Below are 25,238 nucleotides of genomic sequence, written 5' to 3'. Positions count from 1 at the left end.
GGGTGTACCGCCGGGGCCGTCGCCGTACGGCGTCAGCCGCTCAGACGGCCGCTCCTGACCGCCGCCACGAACGAGGACCAGCCACCAGCCGGAAACACGAGCACCGCCCCCTGGGCGACCTTGCTGTCCCGCACCGGAACGACAGCGCCGAAGTCGTCACAGACCTCAACGCACGCGCCACCGTCCGAATTGCTGTGGGAACTCTTGCGCCATGTCAGGGCGCTCGCATCTATGGTTCGCACGGTGCTTCCTCCAACATGCGCAGGACGGTCTTCCGGGACTCGGCTGGGGAGAACGCCAGGTCACGCACAGCATCGTAGGCGCCCTGGAGCTTCTCAACTGCCGCGTTCTCCCGGATCAGTTCCCCCCGGTACGCGTTCTCCGTGTAGGCCACCGTACGGGCATCCGGCAGCCGGAGGAACCACACGTCAGTGCTGTCAAGCCCGTACGGGCCAGCGCTGAACGGAAGCACCTGGACCACGATGTTCGGCTGTTCCGTCATCTTGGTGAGGTACTCCAACTGCGACCGCCACTCCCCCGCGTCCCGCAACGGCGTCCGGAGGACCGCTTCCGACAGGATCGTCCGGAAGGGTGGGGCGTCCTCGCCCTCCAGCAGGGCGCGGCGGCTCATCCGGGCCTCGACCTGCTGGTCCAGCTCCCTGCCCCGCAGTCCACCGGCCGCCAGGACCTCACGGGCGTACCCCGGCGTCTGCAACAGTCCCGGGAGCACGCTCACCGCGAAGTGCCACAGGCTCACCGCCTTCGACTCCAGCGCCATGTAGCGCCGGTACTGCTCGCGGAACTGCGTGTGGTCACCGGCGGCCAGCTCCCACAGCGCGAGCAGCAGCCCGGGGGTGCCGTAGTACGTGTCCAGGGCCTGGACGACCTCCGGGCTCCCCAGGGTCTCGCCCTTCTCCATCTTGCCGAACAACGACCAGTCCCAGCCCAGCCGTTCACCGAGCTGCCGCAGGCTCGTCCCGCCGGACACGCGCAGCGTACGCAACTCCTCGGCGAACCGCTGGCGTGGTTCCTGGCTGCGGCCGGTGACGGCGCGTCGCTGCGGCATGCCGCTCCCTCCGGGAGGTGCGCGTGAACGGTGTGGAAGGTGTGGAACGACCTTCCCGCCGCGGGGAAGCACCTCCCCGTCCACGGCACGGCCGTCCGCGTTCGGGCGCATTCTCGTCACACCCGCGCTACGCAGCGTAGTCCGCGCTGCGCAGCCGGGTGAGGGATTCCGCAGGACCGGACCGAGAAGGATGCTGATGACGCCCACCCCGCCCCGCCCGGACGCCCCGGCGGCGGCCCGCGACGCCGCCACCGCTGACAGCGCGCCCCGCCTGACGCCGAAGATCAGGGAGGCCCACGACGCCCGTGAAGCCCTGGCCGCCGCCCTCAGCCGGGCCGGTATCCAGCTCCCCGCGATGGCCGTCCGCACGCCCTGGCCGGACGACCGCGGGGGCAGGACGCCGTACGCGCTCCTCCACCTCGGGGTGTGTTCGGCGCCCGTGGCGCTCATGCTCGCGGACGTCGTCCGGACCGGGGTCGCGCGCATGGCGGAGGAATGCGGCGGAACGGCGACGGTGGGAGCGGCCGTCCGCGACACGGCCCTGGACCGCGTCGGCCGGGTCACCGGGTACAGCGGGCCCTATCTCAAGGTGCAGCCGCTCGGTGGTGGCGCCAGCTGGGAGGCGGACCCGGGCCGCGTCCGGAGGCTTGACCAGGACGAGCTGCTGAGCGCCCTGGTCGCCGAGGCCAACGCCTGGAGCCGCCGGAACACCCGGTGACCGTGCCACCGCACCGCCGGGGTGCGGGCGCCCGCGCCCCAGGGTTTCATCCCCGGCTGTCCGTCGGCGGCGCGGTGTGTTCCTGGAGGCGCCGCGCGGTCTCCCGGCGGCGGCGCTGCTCGGCCACGTCCGCTACGGGGGCGGAGAGCATCAGGGCCCGGGTGTAGGGGTGCCGCGGCTCGGTGGTGACGGTGCGGGCGTCGCCCGCCTCGACGAGGCTCCCGTGCCGGATCACCGCCACCCGGTGGCTCATGAACCGGACGACCGACAGGTCGTGGGTGACGAAGAGGTAGGCCACCCCGGTCTCCTCCTGGATCTCCAGGAGGAGGTCCAGGACGGTCCGCTGCGTGGTGAGGTCGAGGGCGGACACGGGTTCGTCGCAGATGACGAGGCGGGGGCGCAGCGCCAGCGCACGGGCGATGGCGACGCGTTGGCGCTGGCCGCCGGAGAACTCGCGGGGCAGCCGGGACGCGGCGTCGGCGGGCAGGTGCACGCGCTCCAGCAGTCCGCCGACCCTCCCGCGTGCCTCCCGGGCACCGATGCCGTGCCCGAGCAGGGGTTCGGCGAGGGTGTCGCCGACGGTGAGGGAGGGGTTCAGGGAGCTGTAGGGGTCCTGGAAGACGACCTGGAGGTCGCGGCTCAGCGCGCGGCGGCGGGCGGGTGCGGCCCCGTCGATGCGCTCACCGGCGAAGGTGATGGTGCCCGACCGGGCGGGGACGAGCCCGAGGACCGCGCGGCCGATGGTGGTCTTCCCCGAGCCGGACTCGCCGACCAGGCCGAGGGTCTCGCCCTGCCGGATGTCGAGGGAGACGCCCCTCAGCACCTCGGTGTGCGGTGCGCGCAGGCCCCGGCCGGGGAAGGAGACGCGCAGGTCCCGCACGCGCAGCAGGGCGTCCCCGGCGGGGACGGTGGCTTCGGCGGGGGCGGTGGCTTCGGTGGGGGTCATGCGGGGGTGCTCCTCACCTCTCGCGGCTGCCAGGGGGCACGGACCGGCGCCTCGTCGAGGACGGCGTCGAGCAGGGTTTGCGTGTAGGGGACGCGGGGTGTGCGGAGGATCTCCTCGGTGCTGCCGGTCTCCACGACACGTCCGGCGCTCATGACGGCGACGCGGTCGCACAGGTCCGCGACGACGCCGAGGTTGTGGGTGACCATGAGCACGCCGAGGCCGCGCTCCCGCTGGAGGCGGCGCAGCAGGTCGAGCACCTCCGCCTGGACGCGTACGTCGAGGGCGGTGGTGGGTTCGTCGGCGATGAGGAGCGCGGGGTCGCAGGACATCGCGCCGGCGATGAGGACGCGCTGTGCCATGCCGCCCGAGATCTCGTGGGGGTAGCGGCGCATCACGCGCCCGGGGTGCGGGATCTCCACCTGGTCCAGCAGCTCGGTGGCGCGGCGGACCGCTTCCTCGCGGGAGATGCCGAGGACGTGGCGCATGGGTTCCGTGAGCTGGCTGCCGATGGTGAAGGAGGGGTCGAGGTTGCTCATGGGTTCCTGCGGGACGTAGGCCACGGTGCCGCCTCGCAGGGCGCGGTGGGCGCGTTCGGGGCCGCCGGCGGTCTCCTGCCCCCGGATGGTGATGCTGCCGCCGCTGACGCGTCCGCCCTCGGGGAGGATGCCGAGCACGGAGAAGGCGGTCTGCGTCTTCCCGGAACCGGACTCGCCGACCAGGCCCACGATCTCACCGGCGTGCACGTCGAGGTCGACGCCGTGCACGACCTCCTTCTCGGTGCCGTCGGGCCGCGCGTACGCGACGGTGAGGCCGCGCACCGAGAGCAGCGCCGAGCGGTCGGCGGAACCGGCGGCGGCGGAGGCGGCGGCAGCCGGGGCGGTGGCGGCGGCCTCCAGTGCCGTGCCGGTGCCGGGGCGCCGGGCCCGGCGCGGGGCGGCCGCCGGTCCGGTGCGCTCCTCCAGGCTGTCGCGCAGGGCCCCGGCGAGCAGGACGAGGGCGCCGTTGGTGAGGCCGAGGGCGAGGCCCGGCCACAGCATCAGCAGCGGCGCGCGCTGGATGTTCTGGAACGCCTCGTTGAGCATCGCGCCCCAGGTCGCGCCCGAGCCGCTGCCGATGCCGAGGAACTCCAGACCGGCCTGGAGGCTGATGGCGATCCCGGCGACGAGGGCCACCTGGATGATGACGGGGCCGCGCACCACGATCAGGACGTGCCGGGCGACGATGCGCAGGTCGGACAGTCCCGACACCTTCGCCGCGTCGATGTACAGCTCGCCGCGTACGCCCGTGACGATGCCGCGGACCAGCCGGAAGAAGCTCGGTGCCGCGAGCACGCCGAGCACGACCATCAGGGCCCAGACGTTGGGACCGAGCACGGCCCGGGAGGCGAGCAGCACGACCATGGCGGGCAGGGCCATGACGAGGTTGACGGCCCAGTTGGCGGCGGAGTCGAACCAGCCGCCGCGGTAGCCCGCGTACAGGCCGGAGGGCACGCCGAGGGCGCAGGCGATCGCCAGGGCGATCAGCGCTCCGCCGAGGGTGCTGCGGCCGCCGTGGAGGATGCGGGAGAGGACGTCGCGGCCCGCGGAGTCCGTGCCCAGCGGGTGTGCGCCGCCCGGGGCGGCGAAGGCGTCGCCGAGTGAGGCGGCGCCGGGGTCCTGCGGTGCGAGCAGGGGCGCCAGGACGACGGCGGTGACCAGGAGCAGCAGGACGGCGGCGGAGACCGCGCCGAGGGGGTTGCGCAGGAGCGGCCCGAGCACACCGCGGCGGGTGGCGGGCGCGTCGGCCGGGAGGCTCTCGGTCATGAGGTCCTCACCTTCGGGTTGAGCCAGGCGATCACGATGTCGACCAGGAGGTTGATCAGGACGACACCGACCACGGTGAGCATGACCAGGGCCATGATCACGGGGATGTCGCCGCGGACGGTGTAGGTGACGGTCATGCTGCCGATGCCGGGGAGGCCGAAGATCTGCTCCACGATCACGGCGCCGCCGAGCAGGCCCACGAACTGCATGCCGAGGACGGAGAGCGCGGGCGCCGAGGCGTTGCGCAGGACGTGCCGGAGCACGATCGAGGAGGACGGCAGGCCGCGGGCGCGCAGGGTGCGGACGTAGTCCTGGCGCAGCACGTCGATCACGGCGCCGCGCACCTGCTGGGAGACGCCGGCCACGGAGGCCACCGACAGGGACAGGACCGGCAGCGTGATGGTGGACAGCCAGCCGCCGGGCGACGTGGTGAACGGGGTGTACCCGATGGCCGGGAACCAGTTCAGCTCGACCGCGAAGACCAGCACGACGACCAGGGTCACCAGGAAGCCGGGGAGGGCGTAGCCCACGACGCCCAGGACCTGCACGAAGCGGTCGGCGGCGCCGCGCCGGACCCCCGCCCAGACGCCGAGCAGGAATGACACGACGGTGGTGACGAGCGTGACGCCCAGCATCAGGCTCGCGGTGACCGGCAGCCGTCCCGCGACGGCCTGGCCGACGTCCTCGCTGGTGAACCAGGAGGTGCCCAGGTCGCCGCGGACGGCGTGGCTCAGCCAGTCGGCGTACTGCGTCAAGACCGGCCGGTCCAGGCCGAGGGAGGCGTTCTTGGCGTCGACGGCCGCCTGGTCGGCGCCCTGGCCGAGGAGCTGGCGGCCGATGTCCGTGTCGGGGATCGACAGCAGCTGGTAGGAGAGGAAGGAGACGACGACCAGGAGCAGGGCCCCCGACGTGATCCTGCGGGCGATGAAGTTCAGCATGGCACTCGGTATCCGTGACCGGGCGCCGGGGCGGGCCGTGTGGCCCGCCCCGGCGCGGCCTCACTCGACGGGGGCGTAGTTGTAGATCGACGGCGCGGCCATGCCGGACTGCGGGGTGATCTCCACCGTGCCGTCCGAGACGTGCAGGTAGGTCATCCGGTAGAAGGGCACGAACCAGCCCTCCCGCACGAGGTGTGCGTTCAGCTCCCGGGCGGCCCGCCCGGCCTGCTCGTCCACTCCGGCCTGGATCTCGGGGATCAGCTTCCGCACGGTGGGGTCGGTGGTGCCGAACATGTTGAACGCGCCGGGGGTGACCAGTTCGTTGACCACGATCCAGTCGGACGCGGCCTGGCCGATGTTCATGACCATGCCGGGGTAGGCGCGGTCGGTGAACACCTTCTGGATCGCCGTGCCGCCGTCGAGTTCGTCCCAGACGAGGTCGACGCCGACGGCCTCGAAGTCCGTGGCGAGGGAGGTGGCGAGGGCGTCGTTGACGATCGCGGTGATGCGCGGGAGCTTCAGCGTGAAGCCCTCGGCGTAGCCCGCCTCCGCGAGGAGCTTCTTCGCCCTGGCCGGGTCGTGGGAGTAGTACGTGTCCAGCTTCTCGTCGTAGCCCTGGGTGTCGGGGCCGAAGACCTGGCTGGTGATCTGGCCGCGCTCCTGGCGGATGACGCTCAGCATGGTCTTGCGGTCGACCGCGTAGTTCAGCGCCTGGCGGACGCGGGAGTCCTTCAGGGCCGGTGCCAGCTTTCCGTCGCGGTCGAAGAGCAGCAGGCCCTGGAAGTCGAACGCCTGCTCCACCGTCTCCATCCCGGGATCGGACTCGATGGCGACCTGCTGGTCGGCGGTCTGGAGCAGGGCCGCGTTCACCTGCCCGGTCTTCAGGCCGTTGACGATGGCCGTCTCGTTGTCGAAGAAGCTGATCGTGAGGTTGTCGTACGGAAGCCGCTCGCCCCAGTAGTCCTCGTTGCGCTCGTAGACCCACCGGGTGCCGATGGTCGTCTTCGCCTGGTCCAGGCGGTAGGGGCCGGTGCCGTCGGGGGTGGTCTTGAGGCTGTCGCCCTGCCCGAACTTCGCCGGGTTCGCCATCAGTCCGGCCGCGTCGCTCAGGTAGAAGAGCATGGCGGGGTTGGGCTGCTTGAGGTGCAGCGTCACGTGTGCGGGGTCGACGACCTGGACCGACTCCAGATCGTTCAGCCACTTCGCGTCGGCGCCGCCGCCCTCCTTGAAGCGTTCCATGTTCGCCTTGACCGCCGCGGCGTCGAAGGCCGTGCCGTCGGCGAACTTCACGTCCTTGCGCAGGGTGAGGCTCAGTCCGGTGCGGTCGGCGTCGTACTCCCACTCGGTGGCGAGCATCGGGCTGAAGCCGCCGTCCGGTTCCCGCTTGACGAGCGTGTCGTACGTCGCCTGGAAGAACGGCAGGGCGCTGCCGACGGCCTGCGTCGGGTCCAGGCTCTGGGGAAAGGTCAGCGTCGCGACGTTCAGGGTCGACGACCCGGCGCCAGCGGTGCCGGAGTCGGCGCATCCCGCGAGGACGAGGGACGCCGCCACGCAGGCGGCGAGGGCTCCGCTTCGGGTGGTTCTGCTCATGAGGTGTGCTCCGTCTGGAGAGCCGGGCAGTCGCCCGGCCGGGATTGGCGGTGAGCCTACATGCGGAATTAACCAGTTGGTAGGTTTTTCCGCACGCAAATTAACCGACTGGTAAGTTCTGGCGCGCTCCGGTCGCGGGACCGGCCGGTCCTCCCGGCCCGGGCACCCGCCGTCCCACGCCGTAACGTGCTGTTCCACAGCCCGCCCGGGCCGGACGCACCCCGCGCGCCGCGCCCCGATGCCAGCAGGAGACCGCCGAGTTGAGCGAGCCCCCCGAGTCCGAGACCCCCCCGCCCCGCTCCCCCAAGGGCGAGCGCACCCGGGCCCGCATCCTCGACTCCGCGACCGAACTGTTCTCCCGCTCCGGCTTCCACGCCGTGTCGCTGCGCGACATCGCCGCGCACGCCGGACTGACCCACGCCGGACTGCTGCACCACTTCCCCGGCAAGGACTCCCTGCTCATCGAGGTGCTGGGCCGCCGCGACAGGACCGACGCGCAAGCGGTCTTCCCCGGCATCACCCATCCGGGCGCCCCCGAACCCGGCCCGGACGAGCGCCTGCGCCGGCTGGTCGGCCTGGTGGTGCGCAACAGCCGCACCCCCGGCCTCGTCGCGCTCTACGCGAAGCTGTCCGCCGAGGCCACCGACCCCGGACATCCCGCGCACCACTACTTCCGGGAGCGCTACCGCGTCCTCCGCGAAGAGCTGACCGTGCTGGTCGAGGCCCTCCAGGCCGCGTCCCGTCCGCCCGTGCAGGGCGACCCGGCCGTCACGGCCAGGCAACTGCTGGCGCTGATGGACGGCTTGCAGACCCAGTGGCTGCTGGAACCGGACGCCGTCGTGATGGAGGACCTGGTGACCGACTTCCTGCACCGGCTCGGGCTGGGGCCCGCAGCCGGTGCGGAAGGCGGCGGCGTCAGCCCGTGACGGACGCGAGGACCGCATCGGCCATGCTCCGGTGACCGGCCGCGTTGGGGTGGAACCCGGCCCCCTGCGCGGTGTCCTCGGGCTCGATCCAGCGGGTGCCCGCGGGCTTGCACACGTCGTGCCCGACCGACGGGCCGTAGGTGTCCACGTAGGTGGCGCCGTGGGCCCCGGCCTGCTGGGCGAGCATCGCGTTGAGCTGCTTCTCCTTGTCCCTGACCCAGGGGAAGTCGCCCGTGGCGAGCGGGACCGTCTGACGGCACGCCGTGCCGTCGTCGGGGAAGAGCGCCGGGTAGCCCACGAGGAGCACCTCCGCCTGCGGGGACCGGGCGTGGATCTCCGCCAGGACCGCTTCGATCCTCGGCGCCGTGGCGTTGACGCGGGCACCGATCTCGTCGGTGCCGAACAGGGTGAAGCTCCGCTTGCAGGGCGAGCCCTGCGGGGCCAGGTACCCCAGGAGCACGCAGCGCGTGATCACGCCGGTCAGGTCCAGGTCGTTGCCGCCGACGCCGAGGGTGACCAGGGTCGTGTCGGGGCGCAGCGCGTCGAGCTGCGGCGGGACCGGCTCCTGGCTGGCCGCCATGTGGCTGGTCTCGGCTCCCGCGCAGGTCACGTCGGTGAACGAGGCCGCGCCGACCGCGTCGGCCACCAGGGACGGGTAGTTGCTCGATGAGCGTCCGCACACCGCGTCGGTCTGTTCGGGGACGCCGGGGCCGGAGCTGAAGGAGTCGCCGAGCGCGACGTAGCGCACGTCCTCGGCGGCCTGCCCGCCGAGGCGGTGCTCCACGGGCGCCGCGAAGGCGGCGGGGGCCGCGGAGGCCAGGGCGGCGAGGGCGGCGACGGCGGCGATCCCGGCGCGTGCCGCCGGGCGGGAGGCGCCGGGGAGCGGAGCGGGGTGCTGGACGGTTGCGGGCATGGCCGTTCCTCGTTTCGCGGGAAGGGAGAAGGACGGCGCGGCCGCGGCAGGTGGGGTCGTCTCGCGGCGGCGCGGCCGAGCTCGAAAACCGTAAGGTGATCGGTTTCTAGCCGTCAATAGGTCTGCGCGGGTGCGGACCGGTCACCCGCCGCCCCGCACCCGCCGGCGGACCCGCACCCTTGACAGTGAAAACCGATCACCTTACGGTTTTCGGATCGCGGGGCCGCCGGGGCAGACCGGACTGCCTCGCTCGCCCCGGGGACGCCGGCCCGCCACCGCGAGCGCCGGCCGCTCCCCGTCCGCCAAGACCCGGACAGGTACGCCGTATGACTTCGCACACCCCACCGCCCCCGGCCCCGGACCCGGCCCTGCCCCGGCTCTCCCTCGCCGAGAAGGCGTCGCTGACCAGCGGCGCCGGCGACTTCGTCACCACCGCCGTCCCGGCCTCCGGCATCCCCGCCGTCACCCTGTCCGACGGCCCGCACGGGCTGCGGCTGCCGAAGGAGAGCGGCGACGGGGGGCAGCTCGACCTGCACAGCGCGGCCCCCGCCACCTGCTTCCCGCCCGCCGTGGCGCTCGGCAGCAGCTGGGACCCGGAACTCGCCCGCCGCGTCGCGGACGCGATCGCCGCGGAGGCGACCGCGCACGGCGTGCGCGTCGTCCTCGGGCCCGGCATCAACATCAAGCGGTCCCCGCTGTGCGGACGCAACTTCGAGTACTTCTCGGAGGACCCGCTCCTCACCGCCGAACTGGGCGGGGCCATGGTCCGCGGCCTCCAGGAGGCGGGCGTCGGGGCGGCGCTCAAGCACTACGCGGCCAACAACCAGGAAACCGACCGCATGCGCGTCAGCGCCGACATCGACGAGCGCCCGCTGCGGGAGATCTACCTGCGGGCCTTCGAACGCATCGTCCGCCGCGACCGCCCCTGGTCCGTCATGGCCGCGTACAACGCGGTCAACGGCGTCCCCCTGGCGCAGAACGCCCGTCTCCTCACGGACGTCCTGCGGACCGAATGGGGCTTCGACGGCGTCGTCATGTCCGACTGGGGCGCGGTACGCGACCGGGTCGCCGCACTGCGCGCGGGACTCGACCTCCAGATGCCGGGCACGGACGGGCGCACCGACCGCGAGGTCGAGGCCGCGGTGCGCGGCGGCGGTCTCGACGAGGCGGTGCTCGACGCCGCCGTGGAACGGCTCGTCCGCTTCGCCCGGCGCGTGACGGACGGCGCGCCCCCGGCCCGCGGGACGGCGCCCGGCGAGGAGCACCACCGTCTCGCGGGTCAGGCCGCGGAACGGTGCGTCGTACTGCTGAAGAACGACGGCGGGCTGCTGCCCCTCGACCCCGCCCGTGGCACGCTGGCGGTCATCGGCGAACTGGCCCGCACCCCCCGCTACCAGGGTGCGGGCAGCTCCCAGGTGACGCCGACCCGGCTGGAGACGCCGCTCGACGGCCTGCGCGCACTGGCCGGCGGCGCCCGGGTGGACTTCGCCCCCGGCTACGCGCTCGCGGACCCCGCACCGGCGTCCGCGGACCCGGCCCAGGACCCGGCCCCCGCGGCGGAGCTGGCGGAGGACGCCGTACGGCTCGCGTCCGCGAGCGACACCGTGGTGCTCTTCCTCGGGCTCGCCGCCCAGGACGAGTCGGAGGGCTTCGACCGCGACCACATCGACCTGCCACCGGCCCAGCTGCGCCTGCTGGAGCGGACCGTCGCGGTGAACCCGCGCGTCGTCGTCGTGCTGTCCAACGGCGGCGTCGTGCGGACGGCGCCCTGGCACACGGCCGTGCCCGCACTGGTCGAGGGCTGGCTGCTCGGCCAGGCCGGCGGCGGCGCGCTCGCCCGGGTGCTGTTCGGAGCGGCCAACCCGTCCGGCAAGCTGGCCGAGACCATCCCGCTGCGCCTGGAGGACTCGCCCAGCCACCTCCACTTCCCCGGGGAGGAGGGCCGGGTCCGGTACGGCGAGGGCGTCTTCGTCGGATACCGCGGCTACGACGCCCGCCGCTGCGAGGTCGCCTTCCCCTTCGGCCACGGACTGTCCTACACCACGTTCGCCTACTCCCGGATGCGCGTGGCCGAGGACGGGGACGGCGGCCACACCGTGACGGTGACCGTCACCAACACCGGTGGACGCGCCGGGCGCGAGGTCGTCCAGGTCTACAGCAGCGGTCCGGACGCCTCCGCGGTCGCCCGGCCGCCCAGGGAACTGCGCGGCTTCGCCTCGGTGACCCTCGCCCCCGGGGAGAGCGCCGAGGTGGTGGTGCGGCTGGACCGCGAGGCCCTCGCGTACTACAGCGAGCGCGAGGGCGGCAGCCGGGTGGAGGGCGGGGTCTACCGCATCGAGGCCGGCGCCTCCTCGCGCGACATCCGCCAGTCGGCCGAGGTGACCGTCGCCGGTGACCCCTCCCGCCTGCGGCTGGACGGACGCAACACGCTCGCGGAGTGGCTGCACCACCCGGTGGGCGGGCCGCTGCTCGCGGCACGGTTCGCCCGCACCGGGGCGCGGGGGGCGGGGCCGGGCGCCATGGACGACCCGGTGATGCGGCGCTTCCTCGCCGGGATACCGCTCGACGTGATCGCCGACTTCCCGCAGAGCCCCGTGGGACCCGCGGACGTGGCGGAACTGACCGCCCTCGCCGCCGGCCGGGACGGGCACGAGGGGTGAGCCGGCACCAGCCGGTGGGCGGGAGCGTGCGGCCCGGCTGGGAGGCCGTGCGGGACGCCTTCGCGCACGGCCAGGCGCACGACCCGGGCGCCGCCCAGCTCGCCGTCCACCACCGTGGCCGGCTGGTCGTGGACCTGTGGTCCGAAGGCCCGGCGACGAGAGCCGGGACGCGGTTCGGGCCGGAGTCGGTGAGCGTCCTGATGTCCGTGTCGAAGGGCCTGACCGCCGTCTGCGCCCACCTGCTGAGCCAGCGCGGAACCCTGGACCTGCACGCCCCCGTCGCACGCTACTGGCCGCGGTTCGCGGCGGGCGGCAAGGCGGACACGACGGTGGCCGACCTCCTCGCCCACCGCGCGGGGCTGCCCGCCTTCACCGACGAGGCCGGGGGCGTCAGGCTGCCCGGACTGCTCGACGCGGAGGCGCGCGTCCGCGCCCTCGCCGCGATGCGGCCGGTGTGGGAGCCGGGGACCGCCTTCCTCTACCACCCCCTCACCCAGGGCCACCTGATCGGCGAGGTCGTCCGCCGGGTCACGGGGGCGAGCATCGGCGCCTTCCTCGCCCGGGAGGTGGCCGCGCCGCTGGGACTGGACCTGTGGATCGGGCTGCCGCAGCGGGAGGAGCGCCGCTTCGTCCCGCAGTCCGCCGTCCGGCCCGCGCCCACCCCGGGCCAGGTCGCGGCGGCGATCGGCAGGCTCGGTCTTGCCCCGGACGACCGGCTGGCCACCGCCCTGGGCGCGTCGGCGGCCGAACTGACCGCGGCGACCGAGGCGTTCGGCACGCGCCGGGGCAGGGCCGCGGAGTTCCCCGCAGCGGGCGGCATCGGCAACGCCCGGTCCCTCTCACGGCTGTACGCGGCGCTCATCGGCCCGGTCGGCGGAGTGCGGCTGCTGTCGGACGCCGCCGTCGACCGGGCACGCGCCCCGCACACCGACCACCTGCCGCCGCCGGCGCCCCTGCACCGGCTCGACGGTCCCGACCGCTCCCGCTTCGGGCTCGGCTTCGAGCTGCCCCGCCCCGGCAACCCCCTGCTGGGCGAGGGCTCCTTCGGCCATGCCGGAGCGGGCGGACGCCTCGGCATGGCGCACCCGGAGAGCGGACTGGCCGTCGGATACGTCTGTACGGCGATGTCGTGGGACCCCGCAGCGGGCCCCGACCCGCGCTGGACGGGATGGACGGCGGCCGTCCGGCAGGCGGCGGGCGTCACCGGCACGGGCTGAGAGCCGCCCGGCCCCGCCGGGGCCGGGCGGCTCCGCCCGGTCAGGTACCGGCCGCCCGCGCCGGCCCGAGAAGCCGCATGAGGTCGTCGACCGGCTGTTCCATGTCCACCGAGCGGTCGATGAGCCACTGCAACTGGATGCCGTCGGCCACCGCCAGCAGCAGGACCGCCAGCCGTTCGGCGGGGATCACGGTGGTCATCCGCCCCTCGTCCATCCGCTCCTGCACGAACGCGGCGACCCGCTCCCGCAGCGCCGGATAGCGCTCGGCGAAGTGCCGGTGCGCCGGGTGGGCGGGGTCGCCGGCCGCCGCCGCCATGGACACGAACAGCTCCACCAGGCCGGGGGTCTTCGCACCCTCCCGGATGATCTCCCGGTAGCTCTCGGGGTCGGTGCGCTCGTCCTGCCGCAGCCGGGCCGTCTCGTCGCGCATGCGCAGCACCTGCGTGAGCAGGTCCTCCTTGGAGCCGAAGTAGTGCATCAGGCCGGGCAGGCTCAGGTTGCACCTGGCGGCCACCTTCCGCAGGGAGGTGCCCCGGTACCCCTCGGCCGCGAAGATCTCCAGAGCTGCGTGCAGGATCTCGGCGCGTTTCGCCTCGCCCTTCTCGTACGGGCCCCGTTTCGCCATGGCGGTCAGCCTAACCCGTGATGAGGGCACCGGCGGGGGCGGCGGCCCGGCCGGCGGGGAGCCGTCCGGAGCGGGCCAGGGAGCCCAGCCAGCGGGCCGACGGCTTGGGTGTGCGGGCGAAGGTGCGGGGGTCGACCGCGACGAGGCCGAACGTCGGCCGGTAGGAGCCCCACTCGTAGTTGTCCAGCGCGCTCCAGTGCAGGTAGCCGCGGACGTCCGCGCCGTCGCGCATGGCCGAGGCCAGACTCGCCAGGGCGTCCCCGGTGTACGCGATGCGCAGGTCGTCGTCGCCGGTGGCGATGCCGTTCTCGGTGACCAGCAGGGGGACGCGGGGCCCGACCACGGCGGCCGTGTGCCGCACCGCCTCGCCCAGCGCCTCGGGGTAGATCTCCCAGCCGGTCAGCGTCGTACCGGCGCCCGGCGGTACCGGCAGCGGCCCGTCCGGGCCGATCAGGTGGCGGGTGTACGCCTGCACGCCGACCCAGTCGTCCTCGCGGGCGGCCTCCAGGAAGACGTCCTCGCGCGGCCAGGCGTACGCGGCGGCACTCTCCTCCGCGCCCGGCGCGGGGTGGTACACCTGGTTGGCGACCGTCCAGCCGATCCGCAGGGCCGGGTCGGCCTCCTTCAGGACGGCGAAGGCGGCCCGGTGGGCCCGGATCAGCGCCCGGGTGACCCCGGCGTCCGGTTCGGCGGCTCCGGGGCCGTGGGCCGCGGCGCCCGCGTGCTCCCCGCCCGGCGCCGCGCCGGTCCCGGCGTCCGTCCGCCGGGCGGCCCGGCGCATCAGGGTGTGCATCAGCGCGATCATGTTCGGTTCGTTGATCGTGGCGACGTGGCGGACGCCCGCCGCCAGGATTTCGGCGGCCACCTCGGCGTAGGCCGCGAAGAGGCCGGCCGACTCCGGCGACGTCCAGCCGCCGAGTTCGCTGAACCACCGCGGCGAGGTGAAGTGGTGCAGCGTCACCACCGGCGTCAGGCCGCGCTCCAGGGCCCCGCGCACCATGGCGCGGTAGTGCTCGACGGCGGCCCGCGACACCCGTCCCCGCTCGGGCTCGATGCGGGCCCACTCGATGCTGAACCGGTAGGCGTTGAACCCGAGTCCGCTCAGCAGGTCCATGTCCTCGGGCCAGCGGTGGAAGCTGTCCGCGGCGTCCCCGCTGCGCTCGGCGACGAAGCTGTCCGGCCGGTTCTCGATGGCCCACCAGTCGCTGGAGACGTTGTTCCCCTCGACCTGGTGGGCGGAGGTGGAGGCTCCCATGAGGAAGCCGTCCGGCAGCACGAGACCGGTGTCGGTCGAGGGCGTCATGCGTGAGTTCCTTCCGCGTCGGAGCCGGGCGGCGGGCGCCCGGCCCACGACCTCATGAAAAGCGTTCATTGATCGGTTTTCGTGTTAGCGTACAGGTGGTACCGGGTCGGCAGGAAGAGGCCGCGGCGCGGGAGCACCGCCCTCCCGCCGGGCCCCGGCACCCCCGGGGCCCGGCCCCTCCCTGACGAGGACGCCGGGCCCTCGGGCCGACGCCCGCACCGGCCGGAAAGCCGACGCCACCTGGGCCGACCGCACCCACCCGGGCCGCAGACCGGCCCCGCACTACCGTGGAGGCCACCATGGACGCCGTCATCCCCCGCCCCGCACGCCGCACGCCGGCGGCGGCCGGCGGGACGCTGCCGACCGCGGGCCCCTGGCGGGTCCGCGCCGCCGACGACCGGCTCACCCCGGTGGCCGGGGCCGTGCACGCGCTGCTGGGACCGCACCTGGGCGACCGCCTGCTGCCGCTGGACCGGAATGACGGCGCCCCCGGAACCGTCCTCACCCTCGGACTCGCCCTCGACGACGCGCCGACGGCACCGCACCGCGACCCCGTGGGCGTCTCCCCGTGCGGCGCCGCCCGCCCCCCGGACCAGTCCTACCGCCTGGCGGTCACCGGGCACGGGATCTCCTGCCGGGCCGCCACCGCCGAGGGCGTCTTCCGGGCCGCCACCACGGCGCTCCAGCTCATCGCCGCGTCCGACGGCGCGATCCCGTACCAGGAGTTCACCGACGCCCCGCACTACGCCTGGCGCGGCCTGCTGGTCGATCCGGCGCGCGGCTACCTCACCCCGGACGAACTGTGCCGCGTCATCGACCTCGCCGCGCTGTACAAGCTGAACGTGCTGCACCTGCACCTGACGGACAACGAGGGCTGGCGCCTGGACCTGCCCGCCATGCCCGAGCTGACCGCCCCCGGGAACACCGGCACCGGGGACACCGCACCCGGCAGCGAGGACGCCCCGCGGGACTTCTACACCGCCGAGGACTACCGCGCCCTCCAGCGGTACGCGGCCGAGCGCTTCGTGACCGTCGTCCCCGAGATCGACCTGCCGGGCCACTGCGCCGCCCTGCGAGCGGCCCTGCCGGAACTGCCGCCCGCCCCCGCCCCGGAGGGCCTCACGGGCCGCTTCCCGTTCGTCCCCCCGCTGGACCTCGCCGACCCGGCCACCCGTGCGGCCGTCGAAGCGATCCTCACCGACGTGTGCCGCCTCACCACCGGCCCCTTCGTACACGTCGGCGGGGACGAGTCCTTCGGCATGACCCCGGACAGCTTCGCCCTCGCGGTACGCGAGCTGCGCGCCCTGGTGCGGGCCCGCGGCAAACGGCCGCTGGCGTGGCAGGAGTCCTCACGCGCCGGGATCGAGCCCGGCGACGTCGTCCAGTTCTGGGTGGACGTGCCGATGATGGACCTGCCCGACACGCAGGAGGAACTCGACCGCAGGCCCGAACTGCTCGCGGCCGGGCACACCCTCGACCTCATCAGGGCCCTCAAGACGTTCTTCGCCCCCGCCGACCACGACGCCGCCCGCACCGTGGACGGAGGCGGACGCGTCCTGCTGTCCCCGCAGTCCCACCTCTACCTGGACCGCCCCTACAGCCCGGACGTGACGCCGCCCCGTCAGGGGGCCGCCGCCCGCCTGGGCTTCCCGGCCTACCGGCCGCGCGACGTCCGGCACACAGCGGAGTGGGACCCGGCCTCCCACGGGATCCCCGAGGAGCGGATCGCCGGAGTCGAAGCCACGCTCTTCGGCGAGTCGGTCGGCGGGATCGACGACCTGACCACCCTGCTGCTGCCCCGCCTCGCCTCCGTCGCGGAGACCGCGTGGAGTGGCCGGGCACCACGGTGGGAGGACCACCGGACCCGCGTCGCCCGCCACGGGCGGCTCTGGGAGGAGCGGGGCCTGGCCTACCTGGCCTCCACGGAGATCCCCTGGACGTGACCGGGCCCGGTCACGCCCGGGTGCGCCACCGCCTACCCGACGACCGGACCGCGACGTTCCTGCCCGGCACGCCGCGCTCCACCAGGACCTCCACCGCCACCCCGCGCTGTCCGGACGGGAGTTGCGCACCGGCGTCGCCGCCGTCCTGCTCCCCGGCCCCGGCCCCACCGTGATGCTACGGGCCGGCATCGACGCCCGGCCCGTCGAGGACGACGCGGAATCCACCATCAGGTCCCAGCCACAGGGGCGTGGCACCCGCCATGCCCACCCGGCCGGGGCCACACACGCCGGGCCCGGTGCCCGGGAACACCCGCGGACCTGTGCCCGGCCCTTCCGAACCGGAGGGCTGCAGCAGTCGGAGCGCGGCTGCACGCGTTTACCGACCCCTCCCGGACCACGGGCAGCTCCTCGCGTGCCGACGCGGTGACCGGGCACTTCCCGATGCGCCAGCAGAGCGGTCCGCAGCCGGGCTTCGGCCGGAACTCGCCGTTCCGCGCTTCCTGCCCCGGGCACTCGCCCTGTGGTGGACCGGACACCGAGCGGTCGGCATGTCACAGGACCGCGCGGCCCGCTGGCCGGTATGGACGGCACGGTTCCAGGAGCAGAGCGATTCCTCGGCCTCCAGCCCTCCTCACCCCGGTGCGGGACACCCCCGAGCACGGACGACTCTTCCGAGGTAATGCACATGAACGGAAACGAGTACGCGGATTACCTGCACCTGCCGGATCTCCTGACCCTGCAGGAGCCCCGAAGCCGGAGTCAGGGGGCGGCGATCCGGTCGTCCGAGCACTTCTTCATCGTGGTGCACCAGTCGACGGAGCTGTTGCTGCGCCAAGCACTCGGCGACCTGCTCGCCGTCGTCCGTGCCAGCGGCACGGACGACTGGAACTGGGCCGGGGCACGGACGCGTCTTAGGCGCGCCGGTGGGGTGATCACCCTCCTCGGCGGGCACCTGCACGTACTCCAGCATCTCCCTCGACAGCATTTCCACGCCTTCCGCACGGCGCTGGGGGAGGCCAGTGGCGCTCAGTCCCGTCAGTTCGCCGACCTGTTCGAGCTGCTCGGAGTCGCCTCGGACACCAGCCCCCTCAGGCAGGCGGTGAAACGGGCGGCGGGGGCGCAGGAATCGGTGCCGTCGGACGTCAGCGCCGAACTCGACTGCCTGTGGCACGAAGTGTGTGACTGGCAGGTGGCTCACGCCGCCCTGGTGCAGAGCATGCTGGGGGACGAGGAGGGAACCGGGGGGACCAGCGGTGCCGACTGGCTGCGGTCCCGCATCTCCCGGCAGCACGAGGACGCCGGCGGGCCGGCGGCGGACGGCGCCCGCTGCCCGTTCGGTTCTCCGGCGGCGCTGGGGCGCGGGCCGGAAGCCGGCCATGAGCACTGAGGTCGGTCCGGCTGGTGTGACGAGCGTGCGTGCCGCCGTCCTGGCGGGGGATACAACGGCGACCGAGCAGGTGCGCGCGTGTGCTGTCGCTACGCGGCGCGGGACGGCGCTCCAGGCGTTCACGCAGGTGGACGTGGCGGCTGCGCTGTCGGCAGCCGCAGCGTCCGACCGCTGCCAGCAGCCGGAGTCCCTGCCGCTGCACGGCGTGGTTCTGGGCGTCAAGGACAACATCGACACGGCCGGTTTCGCGACGACGGCGGGGACACCTGGGCTCCGGCGGCACCGGCCCCAGCGGGACGCACGGGCGGTGGCGGCGCTGCGTGCCGCAGGTGCTCTGGTGATTGGCAAGTGCAACATGCACGAGCTGGCGTACGGAGCGACGAGCGACAACGCGGCCTACGGGCGAGTGCGCAATCCGCTGCGGCCCGAGCGCATTGCGGGCGGTAGCAGCGGGGGCTGCGCGGCCGCCGTCGCCGCCGGTATGACCACCGCCGCCATCGGCACGGAGACGGGATGCTCGGTGCGCGTTCCCGCGGCGCTGTGCGGACTGGTCGGGTTTCGGCCGACCACCGGCGCCTACCCGGGGGACGGGGTGGTGCCGGTGTCATGGACCCGGGACACCATCGGGGTACTCGCCCGGAGCGTGGCGGACGTGCAGGTGCTGGACCGCGTCCTGGGCAAGCGACCTCCCGCCTTCGGGGACGGGCGGGCCGCGGACGTGCGCGGGATGCGGCTGGCCGCTCCTCGGCTGCCGTTCCTGCTCGGCATGACAGCGGCGCTGCGGACCGCCTTCGACACGCGTCTCGCCCGCCTCGACGCGGCCGGGGCCCAGATCATCGAAGCACCTCTCCCCGCCGGAACGGATGAGCACGTGGCCGCCTGCGGAATGACGATCACCTTGTACGAAACGCCCCCCGGCGTGGAACGCTACCTCTCCGCGGCCGGGCTGCCGTCGTCGTTCGACGGGGTGGCCGCCCAGGTGGCCGGACGTGACGTCCGGGCGATCCTCGATCCTCTCCGCACCCGGCGGGTGCGGTATGACGCGTACCAGCAGGCTCTGGACCGCCGTGCGGCGCTGGGCCACGCCCTGTCCGACTACTTCCGCACCCATCAGGTCGACGCCCTTGTGGTGCCCACCACCACCATGACCGCGCCGCGGCTGCTCCCCGGCGACCGCATCGACCACAACGGCCGGATCCAGCCGGCCTTTCCCGCGCTGGTTCGCAACTGCGACATCTCCAGCGTCCTCGGGTGGCCGGCAATCACCCTTCCTTCCCTCCGTGACGAAACCGGCCTGCCCCTGGGCATCGACCTTCAGGCGCCCCCCGGCACCGAGGCACGCCTGCTGGCGGTCGCCCGTGCCTGCGAACGGGAGTGGCTGCTCCCCGGCCACCGCCGCTGACCCCGCCGGGCGAATGCGCCCGCGCGTTTCCGCCAAGCCTGCCACGCCTGTCAGGAGCAATACCCATGCACTCCCTGAACGACATCACCGGCACCGGCGACCTGTACAACCCCTACGGGGACGCGGAGCTGCTCGCACGCGCCCAGCGATGTGGGCTCGACCCCACCGACATCATCTACCTCAGCCTCGGTGAGACCTGGAACCAGGCGGCTGAGGGGCTGCGTTCGGCACTGGCCCGTGCCGTCGCACCGCACCACCACGGGTACGTCCTGACGCCCTACGGCCTCCCCGAGCTCCGGCGGCTTCTGCGTTCCTGCATCCCAGTGGATCACCACCTGCCGGACGCGGCGGTACTCGGTGAGGACTACGACGTCGCGGTGTCCCAGAACGGCACGCGCAACGCCATGTTCCACTTCGCCCGCCTGCTCGCCGAGCGGGCGGACGGTGACGCGGCGCGGCCGGTGGCCGTCTGCTCCTCACCGGGCTGGGACTACTCCGGGGTGTTCACCGCCGTCGGCTACACCATGCGGAGTTTCTCCGTCACGTCGCGGTCCTGTTACCAGCCCGACGCCGAGGAGGTGCGCACACTGCTGCGCGGGGCCCGCGCGAGGACCCGCGGACCGGTGCTTCTGGTGGTCAACGCCCAGCACAATCCGACCGGCGCCAACTGGGACGCCACCACCGTGCGTACCATGATCCGCTCCGCCCTGGAGACTGACTGTTCCATTCTCGTCGACGACGCCTACTACGCCCTGCACGACCCGCACACCGCCCCCACGTCGGCCCTGCGGATCCTGCTGGAGGAACTGGCCCCGCTGCCTGCCGCACGACGCCCGCCCTGGCTCGCGGTGCGGTCCCTGTCCAAGCAGTTCCACTGCAACGGCTGGGGGATCGGTGCCACAACGGGCCCTCCCGCGCTTCTGGAAGAGCTTCTGGGGAGGCTGCTGCCGCAGTACTGCTTCGTCTCGGCCGTCCCCCTCCAAGCAGCGATGGCCACCTGGCTCCAGGACGGAGCCAGTCGGGCCCACCTGGAGCACCAGCGGCAGGAGTACGCGGCGAAGCGGACGGAGGTCACCCGGCGCCTCACCCGCGACCTGGGGTATCCGGAGGGCTCCTACTTCGCCGGACCGTGCGGCCCCTACCTGCTCCTGCGCGTCCCGCCCTGGTTCGACGAACACGTCGCCCGGGAGGACTACCGCACGTGGTGCCTGCACCGCAGCGGCGTGCTGCTCGGTGAGGCCCGCATGTCGACACCCGGCAAGCACCACCGCGGCGACCAGGACCACGTGCGGCTCTTCCTCGGACCGCCGCGGAGCGACCTCGGCCAGGCCCTGGACCGCATGGTGGCGGCGGGCCTCGGCTGGAACGTCTCTTCCGCCTCCAGCCCCTGCTCCGTCCCCTCAGCTTCGTCCGCGCCCGTCCGCTGACCGGCGTCTTCCCGGAGGGCAGCCTACGCACTCCCCCATTCACTCCACGAAGTGACCGCTCGAAGGAGCGCATATGAACGAGCAGGAGAACAACCGGCTGGAACGCGGTCGTGCCCTGATGCGCCGCCTGTCACCCCACCTCGGTGACGCCATGACGAACGACCTCAACAGCGTCGCCCCCGACTTCGGGGACCTGCTGGCGGGATTCGCGTTCGCCGACGTCTGGGCGCGGCCGGCGCTCCCTCTGCGGGAGCGTGCCCTCGTCCGCATCGCCGCCCTGACCGCCCTCGGCGCCCCCGCCACCGCGACTGGCGCCAACATCGACTCGGCGCTCCAAGCGGGGCTGTCGCTCGAAGACGTCTCCGAAGCCATGCTTCAGACGCTCCCCTATGCCGGCTTCCCCCACGTGATCGCTGCACTGGAGCACGTGAAGCAGTACGCGGAGGCCCCCGCCGGGCCGACTGCCTCCGAAGGCCCTGATTCCGGGGGCGGGTGAGCGCCCTTCCCAGGAGGAGACGACCGGAGGCGCGCTCCGGCCCACAGCGTTCGACGCCCCGATCGCCGTGCGCAGTGGCCCGTACGCCTACCCGGGGGCCGGTCGGCCCAGCGCCTGCGACGTCGCTACCCACCTGTCGAGCAGAGCCCCGGCGGCCCCGCTGTCGATGGCGGCAGCGGCCCGCTCCACACCGTCCCGCCATTCCGCGCACCGGTCCGCCGCCCGCAGAGCCGCTGCCGCGTTGAGCAGCACCACGTCACGGCGCGGGCCCGCCGCGCCGGCCAGCACCTCCCGCACCAGGGCTGCGTTGCGCGCTGGCGGGCCGCCCGCGAGTGCGCTGGGAGCTGCCGGAGCCAACCCCAGCGCTCGGGGGTCGAGCTCGTAGTGGTCGGCCGAGGTATCACGCACCTCGACGACCCGGGCTGGCGCGGAGAGGCTCAACTCGTCCATGCCGTCTCGTGACCAGAAGGCCAGGGCATGCTGGCAACCGAGCCGGGGAAGGGCTTCGGCGAGCAGGGGCAGCATCCCCTCGTCCGATACGCCGATGATGCGGTACCGGGCGGACGCGGGGTTGCACAGCGGGCCCAGCACGTTGAACACCGTGCGGGTGCGCAGTTCCCGCAGCGAACCCATGGCGTAGCCGAAGGTGGGATGGAACACCGTGGCCGACAGGAATGTGATACCGACACGGTCCAGACAGCGGGACGCCGCCTGCGGCGTCAACTCGATGTCGACTCCGAGAGCTTCGAGAAGGTCCGCGCTGCCGCACTGGGAGGACACGCTGCGACTGCCGTGCTTGGCGACAGGCACCCCGCAGGCCGCGGTCACGATGGCCACGGTGGAGGAGATGTTGAACGTGTCGTGCCCGTCTCCACCGGTACCGCAAGTGTCCAGGACGTCCGAGCCTCCCGGGAACGGATGTGCCGACTCCATGACGGTACGGGCCAGGGTGACCGTCTCCAGGGCGGTGACGCCCTTGCCGGCCAGCCCCATGGCAAGTCCGGCGATCTGTACCGGGGACGCCTCACCGCGCATGACACTCGCCATGGCGTCCCTGGCCTCGTCCTCGGACAAGTCCCCGCGCGAGGACAGCTTGCGTAACGCCGCCAGCATCACGGACCTCTTTCGGACAGGCTGCCCCCGCCTGCTGATGATGCACCCGCCCGACTGGACCGTAAAGACCGCCCGCACCACACCTGATTTCCGCCAGGATGAGCGTCGCCTCGGAGCCGAGACATCGCCCGTCACGCCCACCGCGGGTATAACGCACACCACCCGGACCGCTCCGGAGCGGTCCAGGTCGCGGTGGCGTACCCGGCTCACCTCGCAGGTACCGCCCGGGCCGGTCAGCGCGCGTCCCCCGTCGTCGACGACGTGATGATGTCCCCGTGCGCGAAGTCACCCGGCGGAATGCCCGGATGGTGACTCCCGGGACGCGAGTGCGGGGCGGTGACGCCCAGGGCGAGCCGGGAGACGATGCGGTAGCGGTCACCCCGGTAGACCGAGTGGACGTACTCGACCGGATGGCCCGCGGTGTCCGTGGTCAGCCGCTCGATCAGCAGGGCGGGCGAGAGGACCGGCACGTCGAGCACGCCGGCTTCCGCCTCGTTGACGACGGTCGGCTCGATGGACTGCACCGCCTGGTCGACGTGGACCTGGTGGTGCTCGCGCAGATGGTCGTACAGGTCTCCCGCCTCCAGCTCCTGCGGGCTGAGGAAGGGAGCCAGGTCGGCGGGGATGTGCAGGTGCTCTATGGCGATCGGCGTTCCGTCGACCAGCCGCAGCCGGGCGATGTAGACCACCTCGGCAGCCGGGGAGACGCGCAGCTTGCGGCCGATGCGGGCGCCCGCACGGATGGTGTCCAGCCTCAGCAGCCTGCTGGACCAGGTGCCGCCGGCCCGGGGCAGGCCGAAGGCGGCGTCCTCGGAGACGAGTTCCTGGGTGATCTTGACGGGGGCGACGAACATGCCGCGGCCGTGCTCGCGGACGAGCTGCCCGGTGGCGACGAGTTCGTCGACCGCGGCGCGCAGGGTCGGGCGCGAGACGCCCAGCTCGGCGCTGAGCGTGCGTTCCGAGGGGATGGCGTCGCCGGGGCTGCGCACCTCGATCAGGCCGAGGAGGAACTCCCGGACCCGCTCCCGCTTGAGTACGGCACCTGAGGAGCTGCTCTCCATGTCTGTGACCTCTCTGCCTCACTACCCACAACTGGTGTGGTGGTAAAGGGCAGTTTAGGCGCTCGAAACTCCGCCACCGACGGAGAAAGCCATTGTTTGCCAAGGGGTTGACGCCCACATTGGTCTATGCCACCTTCGAGCCACATCGTTGTCCAGTTGACCAACTGGACAACTGTCCCCCGAGGTGTATCCAGTGATGATCCGCTTCACCCCCCCTGCCGCCGCGCCCGCGAGCAGGGACGCCCCCGACGTGACCGAGGTGGGGAACACCCAGGTCGCCCAGTACGCGCAGAGCGGCGGCGTCCTCGGCCTGAGTGACAAGGTCGGGGAACCGCGGGGCGGCAACTGGCTCCCCGGCCTCGCCGAGCCGGGGAAGGTCGACGGCAGGCCGTACGGCATCCCCTGGTACGCGGCCAACCGCGTCGTGATCTACCACAAGTACCTCTTCGCGCAGGCCGGGATCCCGGCCCCGCCCAGGACCCGCGACGAGTGGCTGCGGACCACCGGGAAGCTGAACCGGGGCACGACGCAGGGCATCCACCTGCCCGGTCAGAACTGGTACACCTGCTACGTGCCCAACCGGACGTCGCTGGCCGACGCCCTGGCGGACGACGAGGGCACCGCCGCCATGGCCGCGGCGGCCGCGCGAGGGCGCGCGACGCCCAGCTCCCCGCAGTGGGCCGCCGTCGAGGCCACCAACCCGGTCAAGGAGTACATGACCGCGGTGCTGACCGGAAGCGACCGGCGCAAGGCCGCCAAGGACGCCTCCGACGCCATCACCAGAACGCTCGGCCCGTGAGCGGGTCCCGGCCGGGGAAGCGGGCATGACGCGCCGCGCCGCCCGCCCCGGCACGGCAGCCGGGCCGGTCGCCACGGCGGCAGCTCCCGCCCCGGCGCCCGCTCCCCCGCCCGCCCCGGCAACCTCCTCCGCACCGGCCGCACGCCGGCGCGCCGTCCCCGGCGCCCTGTGGCCCTGCCTGCTCATCGCCCCCGCCGTCCTCGGCATCGTCTTCCTGCTCGCCCACCCCCTCGTCCGCCACCTGCTGATCGCCCTCCAGCACTACGGGATGGCCGAACTGATCCGGGGCGGCGCGGGCTTCGCCGGTCTGGAGAACTACCGGGAGATCCTGGACGACGCCGAGTTCTGGCAGGTCACCCGGCGCACGCTGGGGCAGACCGGGATCAACGTCGTCCTCATCATGACGATCGGCACAGCCGTCGCGCTGATGCTCCAGCGCCTGGGCAAGGGGATGCGGACCCTGGTGCTGAGCGGACTCGTGCTGGCCTGGGCCAGTCCCGTCATCGCCACGACCACCGTCTTCCAGTGGCTGTTCGCCTCCCGGCTGGGAGTGGTCGACTGGCTGCTGGTGCGCCTGGGGTTCGACTCCTTCCAGGACCACTCCTGGCTGGCGCACGGCCCGGCGGCCTTCACCGTCCTGGTGCTGCTCGTCGTGTGGCAGGCCGTGCCGTTCCTCGCCATCACGCCGCACTCCGCGCTGACCACGGTCCCCACCGAGCTGTTCGAACCGGCCCGGATCGACGGCGCGGCTGGCTCTCCTCGTTCTCGAACGTCTTCGGCACCGACTGGGGCGCCACCATGGCCGCCTCCACGCTCTTCGCGCCGCCCGTCCTCATCCTCTTCCTGGTGCTCCAGCGCCGGGTCGCCGCCGGCCTGGCCGGCGGCGCGGTCAAGGGCTAGGAGACC

General features: G+C 73.3%; 21 protein-coding genes and 2 pseudogenes. 11 read left to right on the top strand and 12 right to left on the bottom strand.

The genetic code is table 11. The annotated features are described in order from the left end of the window. Nucleotides 1-32: 32 nt before the first annotated feature. Both V1J52_RS00665 and V1J52_RS00660 read right to left on the bottom strand, forming a co-directional pair. Nucleotides 33-242 carry a DUF397 domain-containing protein gene (locus V1J52_RS00665; protein WP_330137516.1) on the bottom strand — a complete coding sequence of 70 codons (210 nt, stop codon included), beginning with the start codon at nt 240-242 and terminating at the stop codon, nt 33-35. Next, entirely contained in the window at nt 230-1,066 is an 837-nt protein-coding gene (locus V1J52_RS00660) for a helix-turn-helix domain-containing protein (protein ID WP_330137515.1), read from the bottom strand. Before V1J52_RS00660 ends, V1J52_RS00665 begins: the two co-directional genes overlap by 13 nt. A gap of 196 nt (nt 1,067-1,262) precedes the next feature. On the opposite strand from V1J52_RS00660, the gene V1J52_RS26080 reads away from it, so the two are divergent. Further along, nucleotides 1,263-1,784 carry a hypothetical protein gene (locus tag V1J52_RS26080; RefSeq protein WP_443075671.1) on the top strand — a complete coding sequence of 174 codons (522 nt, stop codon included), beginning with the start codon at nt 1,263-1,265 and terminating at the stop codon, nt 1,782-1,784. A 46-nt stretch (nt 1,785-1,830) separates the two neighbouring features. On the opposite strand, the gene V1J52_RS00650 is transcribed toward V1J52_RS26080, so the two are convergent. The 4 genes from V1J52_RS00650 to V1J52_RS00635 are packed head-to-tail and all read right to left on the bottom strand — an operon-like array spanning nt 1,831 to nt 7,060. After that, a complete protein-coding gene (locus V1J52_RS00650; RefSeq protein ID WP_330137514.1) occupies nt 1,831-2,730 on the bottom strand; it encodes an ATP-binding cassette domain-containing protein in 900 nt (299 codons plus the stop codon). Next, nucleotides 2,727-4,532 carry a dipeptide/oligopeptide/nickel ABC transporter permease/ATP-binding protein gene (locus V1J52_RS00645; protein WP_330137513.1) on the bottom strand — a complete coding sequence of 602 codons (1,806 nt, stop codon included), beginning with the start codon at nt 4,530-4,532 and terminating at the stop codon, nt 2,727-2,729. The genes V1J52_RS00650 and V1J52_RS00645 overlap by 4 nt, the downstream gene beginning before the upstream one ends. Then, on the bottom strand, nt 4,529-5,470 hold the full coding sequence (locus V1J52_RS00640) for an ABC transporter permease (protein WP_330137512.1): 942 nt from the start codon (nt 5,468-5,470) through the stop codon (nt 4,529-4,531). Before V1J52_RS00640 ends, V1J52_RS00645 begins: the two co-directional genes overlap by 4 nt. 60 nt (nt 5,471-5,530) lie before the next feature. After that, nucleotides 5,531-7,060 carry an ABC transporter substrate-binding protein gene (locus tag V1J52_RS00635; RefSeq protein WP_330137511.1) on the bottom strand — a complete coding sequence of 510 codons (1,530 nt, stop codon included), beginning with the start codon at nt 7,058-7,060 and terminating at the stop codon, nt 5,531-5,533. Between the two features lie 260 nt (nt 7,061-7,320). Between V1J52_RS00635 and V1J52_RS00630 the strand changes: the two genes are divergently transcribed. Beyond that, nucleotides 7,321-7,986 (top strand): TetR/AcrR family transcriptional regulator, encoded by a 666-nt coding sequence (locus tag V1J52_RS00630; RefSeq protein WP_330137510.1) that lies wholly within the window; start codon nt 7,321-7,323, stop codon nt 7,984-7,986. On the opposite strand, the gene V1J52_RS00625 is transcribed toward V1J52_RS00630, so the two are convergent. Beyond that, on the bottom strand, nt 7,976-8,899 hold the full coding sequence (locus V1J52_RS00625) for an SGNH/GDSL hydrolase family protein (RefSeq protein WP_330137509.1): 924 nt from the start codon (nt 8,897-8,899) through the stop codon (nt 7,976-7,978). The two genes, V1J52_RS00630 and V1J52_RS00625, sit on opposite strands and share 11 nt — an antisense overlap. Nucleotides 8,900-9,225: 326 nt before the next feature. Here V1J52_RS00625 and V1J52_RS00620 point away from each other — a divergent pair, with 326 nt between their 5' ends. Continuing rightward, a complete protein-coding gene (locus tag V1J52_RS00620) occupies nt 9,226-11,559 on the top strand; it encodes a glycoside hydrolase family 3 C-terminal domain-containing protein (RefSeq protein ID WP_330137508.1) in 2,334 nt (777 codons plus the stop codon). After that, a complete protein-coding gene (locus V1J52_RS00615; protein WP_330137507.1) occupies nt 11,556-12,776 on the top strand; it encodes a serine hydrolase domain-containing protein in 1,221 nt (406 codons plus the stop codon). Before V1J52_RS00620 ends, V1J52_RS00615 begins: the two co-directional genes overlap by 4 nt. A gap of 40 nt (nt 12,777-12,816) precedes the next feature. Here the strand turns inward: V1J52_RS00615 and V1J52_RS00610 are convergent, their stop codons facing one another. Both V1J52_RS00610 and V1J52_RS00605 read right to left on the bottom strand, forming a co-directional pair. After that, on the bottom strand, nt 12,817-13,401 hold the full coding sequence (locus V1J52_RS00610; protein WP_330137506.1) for a TetR/AcrR family transcriptional regulator: 585 nt from the start codon (nt 13,399-13,401) through the stop codon (nt 12,817-12,819). A gap of 10 nt (nt 13,402-13,411) precedes the next feature. Next, on the bottom strand, nt 13,412-14,704 hold the full coding sequence (locus V1J52_RS00605) for a glycoside hydrolase family 1 protein (protein WP_330137505.1): 1,293 nt from the start codon (nt 14,702-14,704) through the stop codon (nt 13,412-13,414). Between the two features lie 299 nt (nt 14,705-15,003). Here V1J52_RS00605 and V1J52_RS00600 point away from each other — a divergent pair, with 299 nt between their 5' ends. The 5 genes from V1J52_RS00600 (at nt 15,004) to V1J52_RS00580 (ending at nt 21,359) form a co-directional block, all read left to right on the top strand. Then, a complete protein-coding gene (locus V1J52_RS00600) occupies nt 15,004-16,647 on the top strand; it encodes a family 20 glycosylhydrolase (protein ID WP_330137504.1) in 1,644 nt (547 codons plus the stop codon). Between the two features lie 580 nt (nt 16,648-17,227). Next, a complete protein-coding gene (locus V1J52_RS00595; protein WP_330137503.1) occupies nt 17,228-18,034 on the top strand; it encodes a tryptophan 2,3-dioxygenase family protein in 807 nt (268 codons plus the stop codon). Further along, a complete protein-coding gene (locus tag V1J52_RS00590) occupies nt 18,024-19,436 on the top strand; it encodes an amidase family protein (protein ID WP_330137502.1) in 1,413 nt (470 codons plus the stop codon). The genes V1J52_RS00595 and V1J52_RS00590 overlap by 11 nt, the downstream gene beginning before the upstream one ends. A gap of 65 nt (nt 19,437-19,501) precedes the next feature. Then, on the top strand, nt 19,502-20,863 hold the full coding sequence (locus V1J52_RS00585) for a pyridoxal phosphate-dependent aminotransferase (protein ID WP_330137501.1): 1,362 nt from the start codon (nt 19,502-19,504) through the stop codon (nt 20,861-20,863). A gap of 73 nt (nt 20,864-20,936) precedes the next feature. Beyond that, nucleotides 20,937-21,359, top strand: a complete 423-nt coding sequence (locus tag V1J52_RS00580) for a carboxymuconolactone decarboxylase family protein (protein ID WP_330137500.1) — start codon at nt 20,937-20,939, stop codon at nt 21,357-21,359. 87 nt (nt 21,360-21,446) lie between these two features. Here V1J52_RS00580 and trpD read toward each other — a convergent pair whose 3' ends face one another. Next, nucleotides 21,447-22,472, bottom strand: a complete 1,026-nt coding sequence (trpD, locus tag V1J52_RS00575) for an anthranilate phosphoribosyltransferase (RefSeq protein WP_330137499.1) — start codon at nt 22,470-22,472, stop codon at nt 21,447-21,449. Nucleotides 22,473-22,705: 233 nt separating this feature from the next. Further along, nucleotides 22,706-23,533, bottom strand: coding sequence for a GntR family transcriptional regulator (locus V1J52_RS00570; RefSeq protein WP_330137498.1), 828 nt, complete (start codon nt 23,531-23,533; stop codon nt 22,706-22,708). Between the two features lie 220 nt (nt 23,534-23,753). Here V1J52_RS00570 and V1J52_RS00565 point away from each other — a divergent pair. Then, nucleotides 23,754-24,332, top strand: a pseudogene (locus V1J52_RS00565) (extracellular solute-binding protein); the annotation flags it as partial. Nucleotides 24,333-24,647: 315 nt separating this feature from the next. Here V1J52_RS00565 and V1J52_RS26075 read toward each other — a convergent pair. Further along, nucleotides 24,648-25,013, bottom strand: coding sequence for a hypothetical protein (locus tag V1J52_RS26075; protein WP_443075670.1), 366 nt, complete (start codon nt 25,011-25,013; stop codon nt 24,648-24,650). Nucleotides 25,014-25,082: 69 nt separating this feature from the next. Here V1J52_RS26075 and V1J52_RS26070 point away from each other — a divergent pair. After that, nucleotides 25,083-25,232 (top strand): annotated as a pseudogene (locus V1J52_RS26070) (carbohydrate ABC transporter permease); the annotation flags it as partial. Between the last annotated feature and the right edge of the window lie 6 nt (nt 25,233-25,238).

Origin of the sequence: Streptomyces solitudinis (assembly GCF_036323765.1) — a bacterium.
Lineage (GTDB): Bacteria > Actinomycetota > Actinomycetes > Streptomycetales > Streptomycetaceae > Streptomyces.
Note: the sequence above shows the minus strand (reverse complement) of the source record. Positions and strands in the feature narration are given on the sequence as shown.

Excerpts from the sequence above, each read along its gene's own strand:
- V1J52_RS00660 (WP_330137515.1), bottom strand. The coding sequence starts at position 1,066 with ATGCCGCAGCGACGCGCCGTCACCGGCCGCAGCCAGGAACCACGCCAG.
- V1J52_RS00610 (WP_330137506.1), bottom strand. The coding sequence starts at position 13,401 with ATGGCGAAACGGGGCCCGTACGAGAAGGGCGAGGCGAAACGCGCCGAG.
- V1J52_RS00640 (WP_330137512.1), bottom strand. The coding sequence starts at position 5,470 with ATGCTGAACTTCATCGCCCGCAGGATCACGTCGGGGGCCCTGCTCCTG.
- V1J52_RS00650 (WP_330137514.1), bottom strand. The coding sequence starts at position 2,730 with ATGACCCCCACCGAAGCCACCGCCCCCGCCGAAGCCACCGTCCCCGCC.
- V1J52_RS00645 (WP_330137513.1), bottom strand. The coding sequence starts at position 4,532 with ATGACCGAGAGCCTCCCGGCCGACGCGCCCGCCACCCGCCGCGGTGTG.
- V1J52_RS00635 (WP_330137511.1), bottom strand. The coding sequence starts at position 7,060 with ATGAGCAGAACCACCCGAAGCGGAGCCCTCGCCGCCTGCGTGGCGGCG.
- trpD (WP_330137499.1), bottom strand. The coding sequence starts at position 22,472 with ATGCTGGCGGCGTTACGCAAGCTGTCCTCGCGCGGGGACTTGTCCGAG.
- V1J52_RS00600 (WP_330137504.1), top strand. The coding sequence starts at position 15,004 with ATGGACGCCGTCATCCCCCGCCCCGCACGCCGCACGCCGGCGGCGGCC.
- V1J52_RS00595 (WP_330137503.1), top strand. The coding sequence starts at position 17,228 with ATGGACGGCACGGTTCCAGGAGCAGAGCGATTCCTCGGCCTCCAGCCC.
- V1J52_RS00620 (WP_330137508.1), top strand. The coding sequence starts at position 9,226 with ATGACTTCGCACACCCCACCGCCCCCGGCCCCGGACCCGGCCCTGCCC.
- V1J52_RS00605 (WP_330137505.1), bottom strand. The coding sequence starts at position 14,704 with ATGACGCCCTCGACCGACACCGGTCTCGTGCTGCCGGACGGCTTCCTC.
- V1J52_RS00590 (WP_330137502.1), top strand. The coding sequence starts at position 18,024 with ATGAGCACTGAGGTCGGTCCGGCTGGTGTGACGAGCGTGCGTGCCGCC.
- V1J52_RS00580 (WP_330137500.1), top strand. The coding sequence starts at position 20,937 with ATGAACGAGCAGGAGAACAACCGGCTGGAACGCGGTCGTGCCCTGATG.
- V1J52_RS00585 (WP_330137501.1), top strand. The coding sequence starts at position 19,502 with ATGCACTCCCTGAACGACATCACCGGCACCGGCGACCTGTACAACCCC.
- V1J52_RS26075 (WP_443075670.1), bottom strand. The coding sequence starts at position 25,013 with ATGGCGAGGAACGGCACGGCCTGCCACACGACGAGCAGCACCAGGACG.
- V1J52_RS00570 (WP_330137498.1), bottom strand. The coding sequence starts at position 23,533 with ATGGAGAGCAGCTCCTCAGGTGCCGTACTCAAGCGGGAGCGGGTCCGG.
- V1J52_RS26080 (WP_443075671.1), top strand. The coding sequence starts at position 1,263 with ATGACGCCCACCCCGCCCCGCCCGGACGCCCCGGCGGCGGCCCGCGAC.
- V1J52_RS00625 (WP_330137509.1), bottom strand. The coding sequence starts at position 8,899 with ATGCCCGCAACCGTCCAGCACCCCGCTCCGCTCCCCGGCGCCTCCCGC.